Origin of the sequence: Thalassospira sp. UBA1131, assembly GCF_002311515.1 — a bacterium.
Classification (GTDB): Bacteria; Pseudomonadota; Alphaproteobacteria; order Rhodospirillales; family Thalassospiraceae; genus Thalassospira.
On record NZ_DCAO01000059.1, the window covers coordinates 55,165 to 70,688 of the forward strand.

The following is a 15,524-nucleotide window of genomic DNA, read 5'->3' on the forward strand; positions in this document are numbered from 1 at the left end:
CCATCGCCGGGATGTAACACAAAGTTATACTCTGTGCCGAATGGGGAATTGGCAATACTAAAATCCTTAAAATCCAAGCTGTTCCAATCCCTGCTGCCCAGGACATCGACAAAGTGAGATATGTTTTCGCGTGTGATCGCCTCCATCCTGAAAGAGATTTCGGGATGATGGGAAAGAAATTCAACGCCATGGATGTAATCATGAAGCAATACCATGACCCATGCGCCAGCAAAGAAGTGCCCCCCATGGGTCATGGTCATCTTGCCGTCTGCAACGTTGCGCAACCCCGCAGGTGACCAGTTCAACCCGCCGACAAAGACGTCCTTACCCGGTTTACGGCCCGCCTTCTCCAGAGCCGCAATTGCACCGAGCGCAATGTCATCATTGGCAGCCCAGACCGCATCCACACACCCGCCCCGTCTAAGCCAGTTTTCTGTCTGACGATATGCCTCATCGTAAGACCAGTTTGCGACCAGACGGCGCTGTTCGCTAAGAAGCGGAAAACGACTAAGCGCGTGATCAAGTCCCTGCAGTCGCTGAAGCGAGGCTGGTGTCTTGCTGTCCCCGGCGATGGATAACAGGCATAGCGGCGCTGGTTGCCGATTTTCGGCTTGAAGACGTGCACTATCGATCAGGGACTTGGCGATGTCATAACCGGCACGCTCGTTGTCCGGCGTCAGGGAGAATATCCAGTGATCAAAATCCCTGCCCGGATAGCCATATGCGTTCTTTTGCTCTTTTGTCAGGTCATTGAGCAACATGATGACCGGGATGCCCCGCTCTTCTGCTTCCAGAACGATGCGCGTTCCCTGCTGATGTTCGTTGACGGCAATGATGTAATCAGGCGCGGGTTCAAGGGCAAAAACCTTCTGCGCACTTTCGATCATCATCTTGCTGTCGCGGTTGCTATCAAAAACGATCAGTTCATAGCCAAACTGATCTGAAGCCGCCTGCATGGTGTCGCGCACATCTTTCCAGAAACCGCGATCACCATAACCCGGATTTATAAAGGCGACGCGCGTTGGAACGTCAGGGGCGCCATGCTCCGTCGCTTGTGGGGTTGCCAATGGCATGCACCAAAGCATAAGCACGGAAAGCACAACCACCGCGCACGACTTCAAACCAGTTTTGTGTTCTTGCTCTTTTTGCTGCGGGCTACAGCGTCGGACTAAACAACCCACTTAGGCATACCTCGATTTATAATACATCGCTTCAAACCGGCAACGCGTGCGTGCTCGCGCCATGCCACAGCTGCAAACGGTGGCGGAAGCAACAGGCGACCTCCACCCCGACCGGTTAGTTATAATATACGATGGTATACATACTTGATGTCAGGATGGGAACCGGTTCTTTGCAAAATCGAGGTAAAATAAACGCGATATCAGCCGCCGGTTGATTGCGTACGCTTCAACGCTTCGACCAATTCCTTGTTCGACATGTTTGCCCGGTTCTGTATGCCTTTCTGCGCGGCCAAATGATACAGATCATCTCGACGCCACTTGTCGTAACTTGGCGCGCCGTGAAGTCGCTGTGCAGAAGTTTCCTGATCTGTTTGCCCAGAAATTTTATTAAAGCTCGCCACTGTTGCCTCCATGTTGGGACGGTCACAAGCAGTCTTGGCACTGTGTACAGTGCTGGTGGATGAAAATCCGTTCTAGATTTCATGTAGGGGGAATTGACTGATTTTCTATTCCCCTGAACGCATTTTTCATCGCCAAACGGCGTAACAAACTGAGTAATCTTGCAAAAATAATGAAAAAGGCAGATCCAATTGATCTGCCTTTGGGGTCACTCACACCACTGAAGCAACAGATAACAGCTACGGCGTGGCAAGGAGCGCGCGCATGGCGCCAACCGTCTGCTGTGTTATCTCGTCGAGTTCCTTGATCTTGTCATCAAGTGCTGGATCGAAATCACCCTCGAAACGTTCAAACGCCAATGCAGCTTCTGCAAGTTCGGACGCCGCCATGTTTCTGGCCATCCCCTTGATGGCGTGTCCAGACCGTTTAATACCATCAGAGTCCTTGGTAGTTGCGGCTTCAATCAGTCGGGCGCGCTCTTCGTCGTAGGACGCCGGGAGCAAATTCACCAGCAGCAATACCTGATCCTTGCCAAGGACCTGGCACAACTCTTCAAAACGGGCGTTATCAATCAATTCCATCAACCAACCTTTTCTGTGCAGCCCATGGCAGTATCACGTCTGGCACAACACCACTCAACCAATGCCAAGTCGGAGGCATTCCGGCTTTTACTGCATATGGTTAATCGTAGCACAGGCGTCCACAACGTCATTTGCCCATTTAAGGGTTTCGGCATCCATTGATTGCATATGACGGTATTTTTCAAACTGCTTGGCAATCAACGCCAGACGATCCAAAAACACCGGAGGATGATCAAGTCCCAACAATTGATCGGCAAGCGGATCAAAGGCGGCATTCTGAAATTCAAGTGACAGGCTGATCCTGGCTTCGCTGGCGTACGGGCTTGCCCGTCCACCCCAATGATAAATATCCTGTCGCCAGCCCATCACCGCACCAGGCTTGGCCGGAAGGGCGCGAATGTCTTGAAGGCGGACCTCCCCCGGTTCTGAAACCGGTGCCGGGTAACCTTTCTCGAAATTGCGGGGCAAGACATGCATACAGCCATTTTCAGGCGTGGCATTGCTCAGCGGCACCCAAAGAGAAAGACTGATCAGCATCTCATCGCCAATCGTACTTTCACCCTGATAATCGCGATGCGGTGGCCAGCCGCTTCCATCAGCATCGGGATCGACATGCCACGCCCAGAAGTGCGGCAAAAGCGCAATCCGATCGCCCAGAAAATGGGTCAGAAGCGGGCGTAACCGACGAAACACATCCCACGCTTCATCGTAAAGATATATCAGCGCGGGTGACAGGCCACTGGCAACAAGCACTTCAATCCCTTTACGAAGTTTTTCAAGCTCGCCCGCCGGCAAAACATCGTGGATCAGGAAATATCCCTCATCCCAAAACCGTTCAGAAAGCGCGCCCCCATCAAAACCACCTTTATCGGCTCCAATTTCCGCGACATCGGTGCCCGGACTTACACCGTTGGAAATCGACAGTTGCGGGTTAAGCTTCTGCCATACCTGAATGTTGGTGGCATTTTGGGCTGTGATCATGGGAAAATGTCCGGTATTGAGGATGGCCGGACGATACGCAGCACTTTCCGCAATGGCAAGCGCGGAAACTTGATCCAAACCGCAGACAGTTCACTTTCGATCAGGCCTGGCCCCATCATGACAAACAGCCATATCACGCCCAAACAACAACCGCCGATCAATCACGGTGGCGCAGTTGATCGTGCGGCAAACCGATATGGCATTCCAACAAGCGACTGGTTGGATTTATCGACCGGTATCAATCCAATAGCCTACCCGGTTCCCGATATTGAAAATGCGCACTGGCAACGCCTGCCACTCACCGCGGAGCTTGATGGTCTGAAAGCGGCGGCCAAGCAGTATTACCAACTGCCGAAGACGGATCATCTTGTTTGCGCCCCGGGCACACAGGCCCTGATCCAGTTGATCCCGTTCTGGCTGAAAGACCGCATGGCAGATCAGACGACTAGAAACGTCCATGTCATGGGCCCGACATACGGTGAACATGAACGGTGCTGGCGACGTGCCGGGTACCACTGCCAACCCCACCAAACCGATCCGGCTGACAGGATTGCCAAGGCCACGGATATTCTGAGCACTGCCGAAACGGGAACCGTCGTTATCCTGGTCAATCCCAACAACCCGGACGGGGCCATGTTTGCCCCTGACGATATCTTAAAGCTGGGCAAACTTGCCGATGCGCGCAGTTGCTGGCTTGTGGTCGATGAGGCCTTTATGGATGGCCAACCGGACCAATCGGTTTGTTCGCGCATTGATCAGTTGCAAAACACCATTGTGTTGCGTTCATTTGGCAAGTTTTTTGGCCTTGCCGGGGCGCGGCTTGGCTGTGCCGTCATGGATTGCAACCTTGCAAATGATCTTGAAAGCCGCATTGGCCCATGGGCCATTCCCTGCCCGACCATGGTCGTGGGCACGCAGGCTTTTTCCGATACGCAATGGCAGCAGCAAAGCCGAACACGTCTGATGGCAGACGCAGCGCGGCTTGATGATCTCGTCATCAAGAACAGCAGTCTGGCTCTATCTGGCGGCACCGATCTTTTCCGCTACTACGACGGCGCGGATTGCGTTGACTTGGCAGATCACCTTGGGCACCGGGGCATTCTGGTCCGGCTATTTGATCATAATGCAAACAAGGTTCGGTTTGGCCTGCCCGGAACCGATGCAGACTGGAAACGCCTTGAAGACGCGATGGCAGCTTGGCACAGCCCAAACCGCTAAAATGACCTAAAGGCCGCTTTCTTCCCAAGATTGCTTTTTACGATAGATTGTCGACGGGCTGACACCCAGGGCATCGGCTGCACGCGGGATGGATCCGCCACAACGCTCGATCGCCTCTTCGATTGCCTGCTTTTCAACCTGCCAAAGCGGCTTGATCTCGCCAAACCCCAACCTTCCCGAACCGGATGCGGATGGCGACAATGCAGTTTGATCGTCGCCCCCAAAGTTGCCCCCCGCACCAGCACCAAGCAGTTGGTTGCTACGTCCGGAATTATGGTTTTCGACGACCTTGCGCATTTGCCGGGCACCGGCAAGAAAGGCCAGCGCCTCCGGATCACCGGCCCAATGACGTCCGGGACCGCCCGGCTCGTTTGAGACGACCGGATGGGGTGGCGGGGCTTCAATCGTCCCCGATCCGAACTGGTCACCGTCAGTGCCGCTATTGACCGGCCTTGGCACCATTGAAAGCGCCACCTCGGTCCCGTTATTGAGCACAACAATGTTACGGATGATATTTTGCAACTGGCGAATATTGCCCGGCCAGGAATACCGTGCGAACAGGGCGGAGACTTCGGGACTGAACCGTTCGAAATCGCGGCCTTCCTCGCGCGTGAAGCGTTGCAGGTAGAAATTGGCAATTTGCAGGATATCGTTATCGCGATCGCGCAGGGGCGGCATGTGCAGCGGAATAACGTGCAAACGGTAATAAAGGTCTTCGCGGAACCGACCGGAACGCACTTCTTCAAGTGGATCGCGGTTGGTCGCACAGACAAAGCGCACATCAACCTTTTCTATCGAACTGCCGCCGACTTTCTGGAATGACCCGGTCTGGATAAACCGCAGAAGCTTGGTCTGCAGGTCCAAATCCATTTCGCAAATTTCATCCAGAAACAGCGTGCCCCCATCCGCACGATGTGCCGCCCCTTCGCGGTCGGAAACAGCACCGGTAAACGCACCTTTGACGTGACCGAAAATCTCGCTTTCCATAAGGTCTTTGGGAATAGCACCGCAGTTCAGCGGAATGAACGGATCCTTTGCCCGTTCCGAACGACGATGGATTGCCTCGGCGGCGAGTTCCTTACCGGTACCGGATTCACCGGTGATAAAGACAGTCGCACGGCTGGGGGCAGCATTTTCGATAATGCGATAGATATCACGCATGTTTTCCGACCCGCCGATGATGTCGAAATACATCTCGTCGGCATCGGGACTTTCCAGATCAATATCCGGTGCAGTCTGAAGGGCGGGCGCACCTTTGATCGCCTTTGTCACCGTGTCGCGTAACTTGTCAGCGGTGAAGGGTTTTAACAGAAAATCCCATGCCCCTTCGCGCATCGCCTCGACCGCGACATTGATTGACCCGTGGGCCGTGATAACAACAATTTTGCAATCCGGTGCGATTTGCGCGGCAGCGCGAAGAACCTCGCGCCCGTCCATATCGGGTAAAATAAGGTCAAGAACAAGGACATCCGGCGGATCATGGCGCAAACGTTCTATGGCGTTTGTGCCGCTGACGACGTGATCAACAACGTGACCGTCGGCACGCAAGTAATCCTGATACACGCGCGCCAGCGACAGCGTATCTTCCACAATTACAATGCGTGCCTGCTCTGGCATTTTCTTGTTCGTATCCCGATATACCAATGTAGGTCAGCATACCGATAGTGTTGCTCATCTCACAACTACTAACATGTATTGCAGTCACTACCCAAACCATACACAATCAGATTAACGTTAAGAAAAGCATAGTCTTGGCCGGGTTTCCGCCACTGGCCAAACGCTTCAAGGAGAGTCCAGACTTGAATTACAAGACAGATTTCGCCAATGGAACAACCACAGTCGAAGTGACCGGTCGCTTCACATTCGGCGATCATTCGAGCTTCCGCAAACTGATCGAAGAAGTTCGCGGACACGGCTCGTCCACGCTTGTTCTGGACATTTCCGGTGTCGATTTCATTGACTCTGCCGGTCTTGGCATGTTGCTGCTTGCCCGCGACGAGGGCGAAAAATCCAACACAAATGTCATCCTGCGCGGCGCACAGGGACAGGTCAAGCGCATGCTTGAGGTTGCCCGCTTTGATACCTTGTTCCAGCTGGAAAACTAATCAATGCCTGTTGGCCGAGATTCACGTGCAAAGTACTTGGTTGCCGTGCCGCAAACCGTCGCGCAACAGGACCTTTCAAAGCTTGTCGCGGGGATAAACCTGTGGGACGCGACCGAAGCTGCAGCCAAATACATATCAGGGCAATCGCCCGAGGATTTTTCCAGCCAACGGCGTTTTTCATTTTGTATTTTGCCTTCACAGGTCGGCCGCGACTGGCTTGGCAGCCTGATCCGCCTGAATTGCGACACTTTTGTTGAATGTTTCCCCGAACTCGACCTTGAAGACTTGGCACCGCTGGTCGGTAAGAAATCACTGCCAAAACATGACCTGCTGGTCTGTCTTTCAACACGCAGCGCCTATCATTTGCCGGTGGCACGCAAATTTGTGACCAGCCTTCGGCATCGCGGCCTGATTGGCGATGGCGTCGCGTCCTCTGTTGAAATGGCCGTTCAGGAAGCATTCGCCAACTCGCTCATACATGGCAATCTGGAACTTGCAACCGGCGGCCATCTGTCGATGGATCGCTTCAAGGAGCTCGGCGAAGAAACCGAACGCCGCCTTGCATCCCGCCACCATGGCGCCCGTGCAATTATCCTGACAGCGCGTCGGCGCAAAAATGGCCAAGTCGTCATCACCATCAATGATCAGGGCAACGGATTTTCACCGCCTGATGCAAACGCAACCGCCCCGATTTCGCGTAAGGACACGACCTTTGGCCGCGGCCTCCCCCTGATCAGAAGCCTGTGTCACTCTGTGAATTTTCTGCGGGATGGCCGCACGATCGAACTGACTTTTGATGACAGTCAAAGCACGACGGCGTTAGGCGACACGGCATTCCTCAATGATCTTGAAACACGCCTGACGACGTCGCCCGATGCACTGCGCATTGCGCAGAACGCAACCATCCTGATTGCGGACGACACCCTTTTGTCGCGTGAAATCATTGCGTCCTATCTTCGGGCTGACGGGTTTACCAATCTGGTTTTTGCCAAGGATGGCGAAGATGCGATTGCCCAGATCAAGACGCATAATCCCGATCTGATCATTCTTGATATCATCATGCCGAAACTGGATGGTTATGCAGTGTGCAAGGCCGTCCGTGCTGATCCTGCCTATGCAAAAACTCCGATCATCGCCCAAACCGCCCTTGAGGAGAACGAAGGACGCACGCGCATTTTCGATGACGGGGCAACCGACCTTATCCTCAAACCGCTCAACAAGGCAGAACTGATCGCACGCACCAAGATCCACCTCGAAAACCGGCTGCTGGTGCAGCAACTTCAGGCCTATCAGGCACGCACCCAGTCAGAACTGGAACTTGCGCGCAACATGCAGGAAAACCTGAACCCGACACCGGAACACTATCGTGGGGTCGGCATGGATTACGGCATGCGGATCAGTGCGACATTCCAGATGTCCTCGGAACTTGGTGGCGATATGTGGGGGCTGGTACCGATTGATGCCCACCGGCTTGGCGTTTACATCGTTGATTTCGCAGGCCACGGGCTTGGGGCCGCACTCAACACCTTCCGCCTGCATTCCCTGATATGGTCCGAACAAGTCGACGATCAGACGCCGGATGTGTATTTGCAGCGGCTTAATCGTCATCTCAAGGGGCTTTTGCCTGTCGGGCAATATGCGACAATGCTGTATGGCATCGTCGACCGACAGAACAACACGTTCGCCTATGCCAGTGCCGCCTGCACGTCACCTGTTCTGGGCAACACTGCGACCGGCGAGGCACGCTATCTTGATGGTTCCGGGGTGCCACTTGGTGTTATCAGGGACGCCCGCTATGAAACCCGCGAAGTCCCGTTCGACAGGGACAGTTTCCTGCTGCTTTACAGCGACGCACTGATCGAAACAACCTTGGACAATGGTCAGTTTCTCTGTGAGGCAGGCTTGCTCAAGATGTTGCAAGACACCGTTCTGGAAGGCGGTCGTGACATTGACCTTGCCGCACAGATTGCCGATCAGTTCATGGACCGTGCACCGGCAAAGCTTGATGATGATTTCACGATCGTTTCCCTGCAAGCAGCCAATATCCCGTCTGCTGGCTAGGCACCTGCCGGATCAGGAAACGCGGCACCCACGACCGATGGTGGACTGGATGAGGTCGCCAAACGGCTCGACATCACCCCAAATGACTTGTGTGTGGTCGAATGTCGGTTGCGGTCGGGTCTCGCGGTCATCATGCGAAACGGTATGCATACGGCTTGCGACCACGGTGCGTATCAGGTTGGCAAGCCCCTTGCGCGCGCCGGCATGATCGGTTTCAGCGGCAAGAACAGCACCGAGTTGATCAAGTGCGCGCATCTTGTCCCGGCATCCCAGCAAATCAGCCGCAAGCACGCGCAACTCCCGCGCATCAGGGCGCAGGCTGATGGCAATTTCAAGATGTTCAAGCCCAAGGTCACGGCGGCCGGTCTGGATATAGACCCTTGTCAGGCCCAGATGGGTCGCCCCATCAAGATCATCAATCAGCAACGCCCGGCCAAACGCATTCAGTGCAAGATCGCAAAGACCAAGATCAAGCAAAACGTGGCCCAGTACACGAAGGCGGGCGGGCTGATCTGGCAGGCTGTCGATCAGACCGCGCAGACGGGTACGGATTTCCGGGGCAAGCTCGATATCGCCTGTAATCGCCATTGCGGATGTTTGCAAAATCTCTGTCTGTGACGACATGGTCAACGGCCTCGTTCCCGCCAAAAATCGGGACCGGTGGTTGTGCCATTTCACAAAATACCGTTCCCGCTTTTGACAGAGTAGCGCCATCTGGTTGCGGGAAGATTAACCGAGTCGCAGCTTATCGCATCCAAGGGCCGAGGTTTACGGCACTTGGCCCCACGTCACTTGCCAACACCTTCGGCCAACGCATCAAGTTTGACTTCGCGAACCGGGCGGGCAAAGAAATACCCCTGCATCAGGCGGCCACCCAACGTGATGATCACATCGCGCTGGCTGTCGTTTTCGATCCCTTCCAGCACGCAATCAATGCCAAGATTCTGGCACATATCAATCACCGTTTTGACGATACGGCGGCTGCGTTCGTTATGCGACAGCGGGGCGACAAAGCTGCGATCAACCTTGAGCACATCAAATTCAAGTTCGTGGACATAGCGCAGGCTGGAATAACCGATGCCAAAATCATCAAGGGCAATGCGTGCGCCATGATCGCGCAAATACCGGATGCTGGTCCGGGCGGCCTCAAAATCACGCAAGAACGCCGTTTCAGTGACTTCAAAGGTCAATCTTCCCGGGTCGATGCGATGCTTTTTGATCTCGTCAATCAGCCACTCGACAGTGTCGGACAGAACAATATCGCGCGCCGAAAGGTTAAACGATACGGGCAGGTTTTCCGGCCAGTCCTGCATATCGACCATCAGCTTTTCGAACAAAACCCGTGTCAGAAAGCCGACCTGGCCGGTCTTTTCTGCCACCGGAAAGAACGTGCCTGGCGAAACCGCCCCCATCTGGGCACTTTCCCAACGTGCAAGCGCCTCAAGCGAGCTCACCTTCCCGGATCGAATATCAAATACCGGTTGGTAATGCAGGCTGAGCTCAGTCGATAAATCCGCCTTGCGCAGCGCCTGTTCAATCTGGGAGTCATGGCGGATCAGTGTTTCGTGGTGGGCGGCAAACAAAACCGCCTCGCCGCGTGCATTCTTTTTCGCATGGTAAAGCGCAAAGTCAGCACGTTCGAACAGGCCGTTCGGGCTGCGCGCTACTGTGGGATAGGTCGCAAACCCCAGTGATGCCGAAACCTGCACGGTCACACCATTTAGGACAAACGGTCGATTGAGCGCGTCACAAAGCTCCTTGCCGAGCGCAATCAGTTCGAGTGCGTCGTCATAGCCCTTAAGCAACAATCCGAACTCATCCCCGCCCAAACGCGCCAGAAGCGTATCGTTACCAAGCACTTTGCGAAGCCGCCTGCCCGCCTGCTGCAACAGCTCATCGCCCGACGGGTGACCATGCACGTCATTGACAGGCTTGAAACCGTCCAGATCAATCATCGCCACCGCGAATGTTTCATTTTCGGTGGCAGCATTCACCGTATCTTCCAGCACGGAAAAAAAGGCCCGGCGGTTGGATAAACCGGTCAACGGATCAATCAGCGCCAATGCCTCGTTTTGGCGCGACAGTTCGATCATCGTCTGGTGCTGTGCTTCAAGATCGTTCTGGGTCTGGATCAGGCCAGAAAAATTGGCATAAAAGCTTCGGATGATCTGAATGATCATCAACGACACAAGCGCCATATTGACCGCGATCGCGACATAAACTTCGTTGCCGCTGGTGCCGAAGAAAAACACGGAGGTGCCTAGCACAATCGCAACAACCAGCAATGCCGCAGGCGGGAAATTCACCAGACAGAAAATACAGCCAACAACCGTGATCGATATGAAATAGGCAACGTGGCCGCGCTGATAGGCGTCGCCATAATCAAACATCGTGATCGCCCAAAGGGTGAACAGGACGGATATCACCACCGCCAGCACCCTGATGCGCTTCAGATGCTTGATACAGACATCAACGTCATCAACATCAACGCGGGCGCGGTTCCAGGCAACCGCACGAATAATACAAATGACACCCAGAACAATCACAGCATGGACTGTCATCCAGTCGGGTGCTGTTCCGTAATGGGTGTAGGCAAGGGCGACTGCGTTGGCCAGCAGCAGCATATAAAGGACAGGTATCTGACGCGAAAGAGCACCAACCTGCGCGCGCAACAGTTCCGGCTTGTCTGTCCGAATTTTTAACGTGTCGGCAAAACCTTGCCAGAAACTACCGGCTGCCACTTGTCCCAGACCTAACGCGTTCTTTATCCCGAAAAAATACTATACAGGAAAAGTGCGACCGAACATCACTGATTGCAAGCGGCGTCTAAATACCCCTGCCCCGAATATCCCGGGATCTGTTTGCTTTGTCCAAGGCTTGGTTACTTCTTGGCAGTTCGCCCCTTTTGCGCCTGTGAACGGCGCGCAGCCCCAAGCGCCAACGTGGCAAATTCAAGAAGTTGTTCTTCGTTATCAAGCCATTCACCGGGCACTTCGAAATAAGACAGGGTCACCGGCCTTCCCGACGGTACGGCAAATGGCTGCATCCCCATCGCATCAAACCGGTCCTTGGTCTGTGCGTCTCCTTTGAGATACAGGACATCTTCGGAAATGATCGCAAAGAAGGCGCCGTCACAATAAAGCCCGACGGCGCCAAACATCCGTCTGGGCCTGATATGCCCCAAAGGTGCCAGCAGCTCTGACACCAACAGAACGAACTCGCTATCGACCGATGCCATTAAGGATCTCGCCTTCAACACCTTCGGAAATCAGATAATCACGCAATGACCGCCCCGGAACCGGGCGAAAGCGCGATGTCGATATCTCCATATGGGCAATCCGGTCGGCCCGAAAAACGCGAAAGGCCTCGCGCAATTCGCACCAGCTGGCCAGAAGCCAAGTACTGCCAAAAAACAACATGCCAAGCGGCCAGACCCGGCGACGGGTATTGTCGCCCTTTGCATCGGTGTAATCGATATCAATCAGAAACCGTTCGCGGATGGCCCGCCTGAGGTCCGGCATCGAAATGGCAATCGGTTCCTGCGCGATTTCGGCAATCGCAATCGGGACACCACCAACCAGACCACGGATTTTTTCGGGCAGCACCGCCTCGATCTTGGTCAGGGCATCACCGGCGGCACGCGCCATCTGCGGATCAGTCCAGCTTTGAACCATGCGGGCCGCAACAACAAGCGCCTCGATCTCGTCGGCATCAAACATAAGCGGCGGCAAGTCATACCCATCGCGCAGGATATAGCCAACGCCTGCCTCCCCCTCGACCGGAACGCCCGATGCGGCAAGGTCGCGAATGTCGCGGTAGATGGTCCGTTCGGAAACTTCAAGTTCCTCGGCCAGGTCACATGCGCGGCACAGTTTGCGGCGGCGCAAGATTTGAACAAGGCGAAATAATCGGTCAGCCCGTCTCATGATCACTCCTTTGTCATCCTGCCCCAAAAATTATCATACCGCTCCTGACAGGCTCCTGTCAGGAGGGATGTGCAACCATTGACAAATCGGGACAGGATTAACCCCAACGTCAGGAGCATGACGATGAAAGTCACCAACGCCTATCAGATCATCATCACCGAAAAATTCACCCAAAGCCGCGCCTTTTACAAAAAGCTTGGCTTCACACCGGTCTTTGACGGTGACTGGTATTGCCAGCTTGTCTGGCCGTCCGCACCATCCGTTCAGCTTGGCCTGATGAAACAGGGACACGAAACCCAGCCGCCCATGTTCCAGGCAGCCACTGTTGGCGAAGGAACGGTTCTTACGCTGGAGGTTGAAGAAGCCCGCGATGCGGCAGATGAATTGCGCGAAGCCGGGTTTGAATTTGCCCTTGATCTTCGCGATGAACCATGGGGCCAGCGCCATTTTGCCCTTCTTGACCCCAATGGTGTGCGGATCGACATCGCAAGTGCCACCGCCGAACTTTCCCCGGAATATGCCCAGCAGTTCAAGGAAGCCGGCGAAGGCGTACTTGCCTGACCTCCCTCGCGCACCAAGCCCCGCAAACTTTCTGCCAATGGCCTGCCAATATGGCGGGCCGTTTCTTTTAACCGAGCATCTTTGCAAACCGGGATATCGCCGTCGCGGCATCGGCCATGTTCTGGCTTTGGGTACGTCCGGAACTTTTGCGTGGCTTGAAGTCATGTTCGCCGTCTTCAACCCAGTAAAGCGCAATACGATCTGAAAGCCCGTAACCCGCAATCTCATCGGGACTGCCAAACGGGTCGCGCGTGCCATGACAGATCAGGCTCGGCGTTTTCAGGGTTTTAATATGTTCTGTGCGCAGGTTTTCAGGCTTGCCCGGTGGATGGAACGGATAGCCAAGGCAGACAAGACCGACCACACCAAGATCATCTGCCACCATGCTGGCGATCCGTCCGCCCATGGATTTGCCGCCGATAATCAACTTCTCTGGCCCGCCAAGTGCGCGAACAACTTCACCGTAATACTCGATCAAAACCGGTGCCCGATCCGGCCCACGTTTTTTGCCATCAATCCGGCGTTTGGCCATATAGGGGAACTCAAAGCGTGCAACGCGCAGGCCAGCCTTGGCCAGCTCGCCCGCCATTTCGTTCATGAACGGGCTATCCATGGCTGCCCCTGCCCCATGGGCCAGAACAATCGTTCGGGCAGCATCTTCATCGCCATCAAACTGAAACTGGATCGGATCGGTGCTCAAAACAGGTTCCCCACAGACTGCCGTATATTGCTTAACGTCATACAGAACATGGCGATATTCTCCAAGTCAGACATGGCCTTCATTCGGCGGGATCACGCAAATACTCGCATCCATCGCACAAGCTGGCTATAATTGTAATCCCCACCTTGACGCCCCCCACAGGCGCCAGCACGCCATCACATCGCGCCACCCGCGATCAGATGCCTTCCATCCATGACAAAGGCCGCATCGTGTCATCCGAACCAACATCTCCGATCATAACTCCCCCCAAAGAACGGCTTGGCCGTCTGCCGAAACCGGTCCAGTGGTTATTGCTGATTTCCACCTCCGTCGTGTTTTCGGTTCTGCTCCATCATTGGCAAATCCCGGCCTCACTTCTGGTGGGTCCGATGATCATCGGCATTCTGATGGGCACCAACGGCGCAACCATTGCCGCCCCCAAGCAACTTTATCTTGGCGCACAATCGGTTTTGGGCGTGATGATCGGTGGGTCGATGACCATCGGAATACTGACATCCTTTGCCACGGACTGGCCGATGATCCTTGGCGTTACCGGCATCACTTTGCTTGCCAGCAGCTTCTTGGGCTGGATCCTGTGCGTCAAACAGGTCCTGCCCGGAACCGCAGGCATCTGGGGATCAACGCCCGGTGCGGCATCGGCCATGGTCATCATGGCAGACGCCTTTGGCGCGGATGCAAGGCTGGTGGCCTTCATGCAATATGTGCGCGTGGTAATCGTTGTCGGTGTCGCATCCAGCGTCGCCAATTTCTGGGTTGATCCGGAAACGCTGGCTGCCATGGGGCCCCATGACTGGTTCCCGGCTTTTGACCCGGTCGGTTTTGCCCTGACACTCAGTCTGGTGGTTGCCTGCTGCTTTGTCGGTCAAAAAGTACGTCTGCCATCCGGTCCGCTTCTGGTGCCGATCGTTGTCACCATGATCCTGCATGTCAGCGGTTTTTTCGATGTCGTCCTGCCCGAATGGTTTCTCGGCCTGACCTATGCCATGATCGGCTGGGTGATCGGTTTGAAATTCACCCCGCCGGTCCTGCGCCACGCAGCACACGCACTTCCCAAAATCCTGTTATCGATCTTTGTTTTGATCGGCTTCTGTGCCGGGATTTCGGGGCTTTTGGTGTATTTCATGAATGTCGATCCACTGACGGCCTATCTCGCAACCAGTCCGGGCGGCCTTGATTCTGTTGCCATTATCGCGGCCAGCACGAATGTCGACCTGTCCTTCATCCTCGTGCTGCAGGCAACACGCTTTTTCATGGTGCTGGCCTTTGGCCCGCCACTGGCAAGGCTGGTCGCCCGGCGCACCGCCCATTTAACAGGTCAGAACGCCGGGCAATAAAATGTATCGGGTTTAAACCCGAATGCGGCGAAATACGCCCGATGCGGTCATCACACCAAGGATCACCAGAACCACTGCCAGAACCAGTGCCAGGTTGCCCGGTTCCCCCAACAGGATCACACCGCCAAGTGCGGTCAGGGCCGGGGTCATTGCACCAAATGCGGACGCACCGGTCGATCCGATATGGCGCACGGCTAGGCCATAGGTAATCACGGCAACACACCCGGCCAGCAAACCCTGCGCTGTCAGCAACATCATGATATCCCCCATCGGGGCATCGCCAATCGTGGTGCCGGTAAACAGCGCGATAATCGCCATCACGACAAACGACCAGAAACCGACAAAGGATGCGGCTTCAAGCGCGCCCAGGCCGCTTTGACGCATCGCATGGGTATAACACGCCCACATAAACGCCCCGGCCGATACAAGCCCATAGCCCATCAGCATGTCATCACT

Annotated in this window: 16 protein-coding genes; 5 read left to right on the forward strand and 11 right to left on the reverse strand. The window is 54.9% G+C overall.

The genetic code is table 11. The features are described from left to right. From B3Z49_RS09105 to B3Z49_RS09120, 4 genes are all read right to left on the reverse strand, one after another. On the reverse strand, positions 1-1,073 hold a 1,073-nt coding region (locus B3Z49_RS09105), incomplete at its 3' end, for an ABC transporter substrate-binding protein (protein ID WP_296990183.1). A 308-nt stretch (positions 1,074-1,381) separates the two neighbouring features. Next, positions 1,382-1,582 carry a hypothetical protein gene (locus tag B3Z49_RS09110; protein WP_008892081.1) on the reverse strand — a complete coding sequence of 67 codons (201 nt, stop codon included), beginning with the start codon at positions 1,580-1,582 and terminating at the stop codon, positions 1,382-1,384. Between the two features lie 237 nt (positions 1,583-1,819). After that, positions 1,820-2,161, reverse strand: coding sequence for an Hpt domain-containing protein (locus tag B3Z49_RS09115; RefSeq protein WP_296990188.1), 342 nt, complete (start codon positions 2,159-2,161; stop codon positions 1,820-1,822). Between the two features lie 87 nt (positions 2,162-2,248). Next, the gene (locus B3Z49_RS09120) at positions 2,249-3,220 is read right to left on the reverse strand and encodes a phytanoyl-CoA dioxygenase family protein (RefSeq protein WP_296990191.1); all 972 of its coding nucleotides are present in this window, start codon (positions 3,218-3,220) and stop codon (positions 2,249-2,251) included. A 39-nt stretch (positions 3,221-3,259) separates the two neighbouring features. Here B3Z49_RS09120 and cobD point away from each other — a divergent pair, with 39 nt between their 5' ends. Then, entirely contained in the window at positions 3,260-4,360 is a 1,101-nt protein-coding gene (gene cobD / locus B3Z49_RS09125) for a threonine-phosphate decarboxylase CobD (protein WP_296990193.1), read from the forward strand. Between the two features lie 6 nt (positions 4,361-4,366). Here cobD and B3Z49_RS09130 read toward each other — a convergent pair whose 3' ends face one another. Beyond that, positions 4,367-5,977 carry a sigma-54-dependent transcriptional regulator gene (locus B3Z49_RS09130; protein ID WP_296990195.1) on the reverse strand — a complete coding sequence of 537 codons (1,611 nt, stop codon included), beginning with the start codon at positions 5,975-5,977 and terminating at the stop codon, positions 4,367-4,369. 182 nt (positions 5,978-6,159) lie between these two features. On the opposite strand from B3Z49_RS09130, the gene B3Z49_RS09135 reads away from it, so the two are divergent. Further along, entirely contained in the window at positions 6,160-6,465 is a 306-nt protein-coding gene (locus B3Z49_RS09135) for an STAS domain-containing protein (RefSeq protein WP_063090454.1), read from the forward strand. Between the two features lie 3 nt (positions 6,466-6,468). After that, entirely contained in the window at positions 6,469-8,526 is a 2,058-nt protein-coding gene (locus B3Z49_RS09140; RefSeq protein ID WP_296990201.1) for a SpoIIE family protein phosphatase, read from the forward strand. A 12-nt stretch (positions 8,527-8,538) separates the two neighbouring features. On the opposite strand, the gene B3Z49_RS09145 is transcribed toward B3Z49_RS09140, so the two are convergent. The 4 genes from B3Z49_RS09145 to B3Z49_RS09160 all read right to left on the reverse strand — a co-directional run bounded on the left by B3Z49_RS09145 (position 8,539) and on the right by B3Z49_RS09160 (position 12,452). Then, a complete protein-coding gene (locus B3Z49_RS09145) occupies positions 8,539-9,150 on the reverse strand; it encodes a tetratricopeptide repeat protein (RefSeq protein WP_296990204.1) in 612 nt (203 codons plus the stop codon). A gap of 164 nt (positions 9,151-9,314) precedes the next feature. After that, positions 9,315-11,267: a putative bifunctional diguanylate cyclase/phosphodiesterase gene (locus tag B3Z49_RS09150; protein ID WP_296990206.1), complete on the reverse strand. Its 1,953-nt coding sequence runs from the start codon at positions 11,265-11,267 to the stop codon at positions 9,315-9,317. 140 nt (positions 11,268-11,407) lie between these two features. Further along, positions 11,408-11,764: a TfoX/Sxy family protein gene (locus tag B3Z49_RS09155; protein WP_296990207.1), complete on the reverse strand. Its 357-nt coding sequence runs from the start codon at positions 11,762-11,764 to the stop codon at positions 11,408-11,410. After that, positions 11,748-12,452 carry a helix-turn-helix transcriptional regulator gene (locus B3Z49_RS09160; RefSeq protein WP_008892071.1) on the reverse strand — a complete coding sequence of 235 codons (705 nt, stop codon included), beginning with the start codon at positions 12,450-12,452 and terminating at the stop codon, positions 11,748-11,750. The genes B3Z49_RS09155 and B3Z49_RS09160 overlap by 17 nt, the downstream gene beginning before the upstream one ends. Positions 12,453-12,575: 123 nt before the next feature. On the opposite strand from B3Z49_RS09160, the gene B3Z49_RS09165 reads away from it, so the two are divergent. Beyond that, complete coding sequence (locus tag B3Z49_RS09165; RefSeq protein WP_296990210.1) at positions 12,576-13,013, forward strand: VOC family protein; 438 nt, start codon at positions 12,576-12,578, stop codon at positions 13,011-13,013. 67 nt (positions 13,014-13,080) lie between these two features. Here the strand turns inward: B3Z49_RS09165 and B3Z49_RS09170 are convergent, their stop codons facing one another. Beyond that, a complete protein-coding gene (locus B3Z49_RS09170; RefSeq protein WP_296990213.1) occupies positions 13,081-13,713 on the reverse strand; it encodes an alpha/beta family hydrolase in 633 nt (210 codons plus the stop codon). A gap of 230 nt (positions 13,714-13,943) precedes the next feature. Here B3Z49_RS09170 and B3Z49_RS09175 point away from each other — a divergent pair, with 230 nt between their 5' ends. Next, complete coding sequence (locus B3Z49_RS09175) at positions 13,944-15,068, forward strand: AbrB family transcriptional regulator (protein ID WP_296990214.1); 1,125 nt, start codon at positions 13,944-13,946, stop codon at positions 15,066-15,068. A gap of 12 nt (positions 15,069-15,080) precedes the next feature. Here the strand turns inward: B3Z49_RS09175 and B3Z49_RS09180 are convergent. Beyond that, positions 15,081-15,524: EamA family transporter (locus B3Z49_RS09180; RefSeq protein ID WP_296990218.1), on the reverse strand; the 444-nt coding region annotated here is incomplete at its 5' end.

Coding starts and splice junctions, on each gene's coding strand:
- B3Z49_RS09115 (WP_296990188.1), bottom strand. CDS start 2,161: ATGGAATTGATTGATAACGCCCGTTTTGAAGAGTTGTGCCAGGTCCTT.
- B3Z49_RS09155 (WP_296990207.1), bottom strand. CDS start 11,764: ATGGCATCGGTCGATAGCGAGTTCGTTCTGTTGGTGTCAGAGCTGCTG.
- B3Z49_RS09145 (WP_296990204.1), bottom strand. CDS start 9,150: ATGTCGTCACAGACAGAGATTTTGCAAACATCCGCAATGGCGATTACA.
- B3Z49_RS09130 (WP_296990195.1), bottom strand. CDS start 5,977: ATGCCAGAGCAGGCACGCATTGTAATTGTGGAAGATACGCTGTCGCTG.
- cobD (WP_296990193.1), top strand. CDS start 3,260: ATGACAAACAGCCATATCACGCCCAAACAACAACCGCCGATCAATCAC.
- B3Z49_RS09140 (WP_296990201.1), top strand. CDS start 6,469: ATGCCTGTTGGCCGAGATTCACGTGCAAAGTACTTGGTTGCCGTGCCG.
- B3Z49_RS09165 (WP_296990210.1), top strand. CDS start 12,576: ATGAAAGTCACCAACGCCTATCAGATCATCATCACCGAAAAATTCACC.
- B3Z49_RS09160 (WP_008892071.1), bottom strand. CDS start 12,452: ATGAGACGGGCTGACCGATTATTTCGCCTTGTTCAAATCTTGCGCCGC.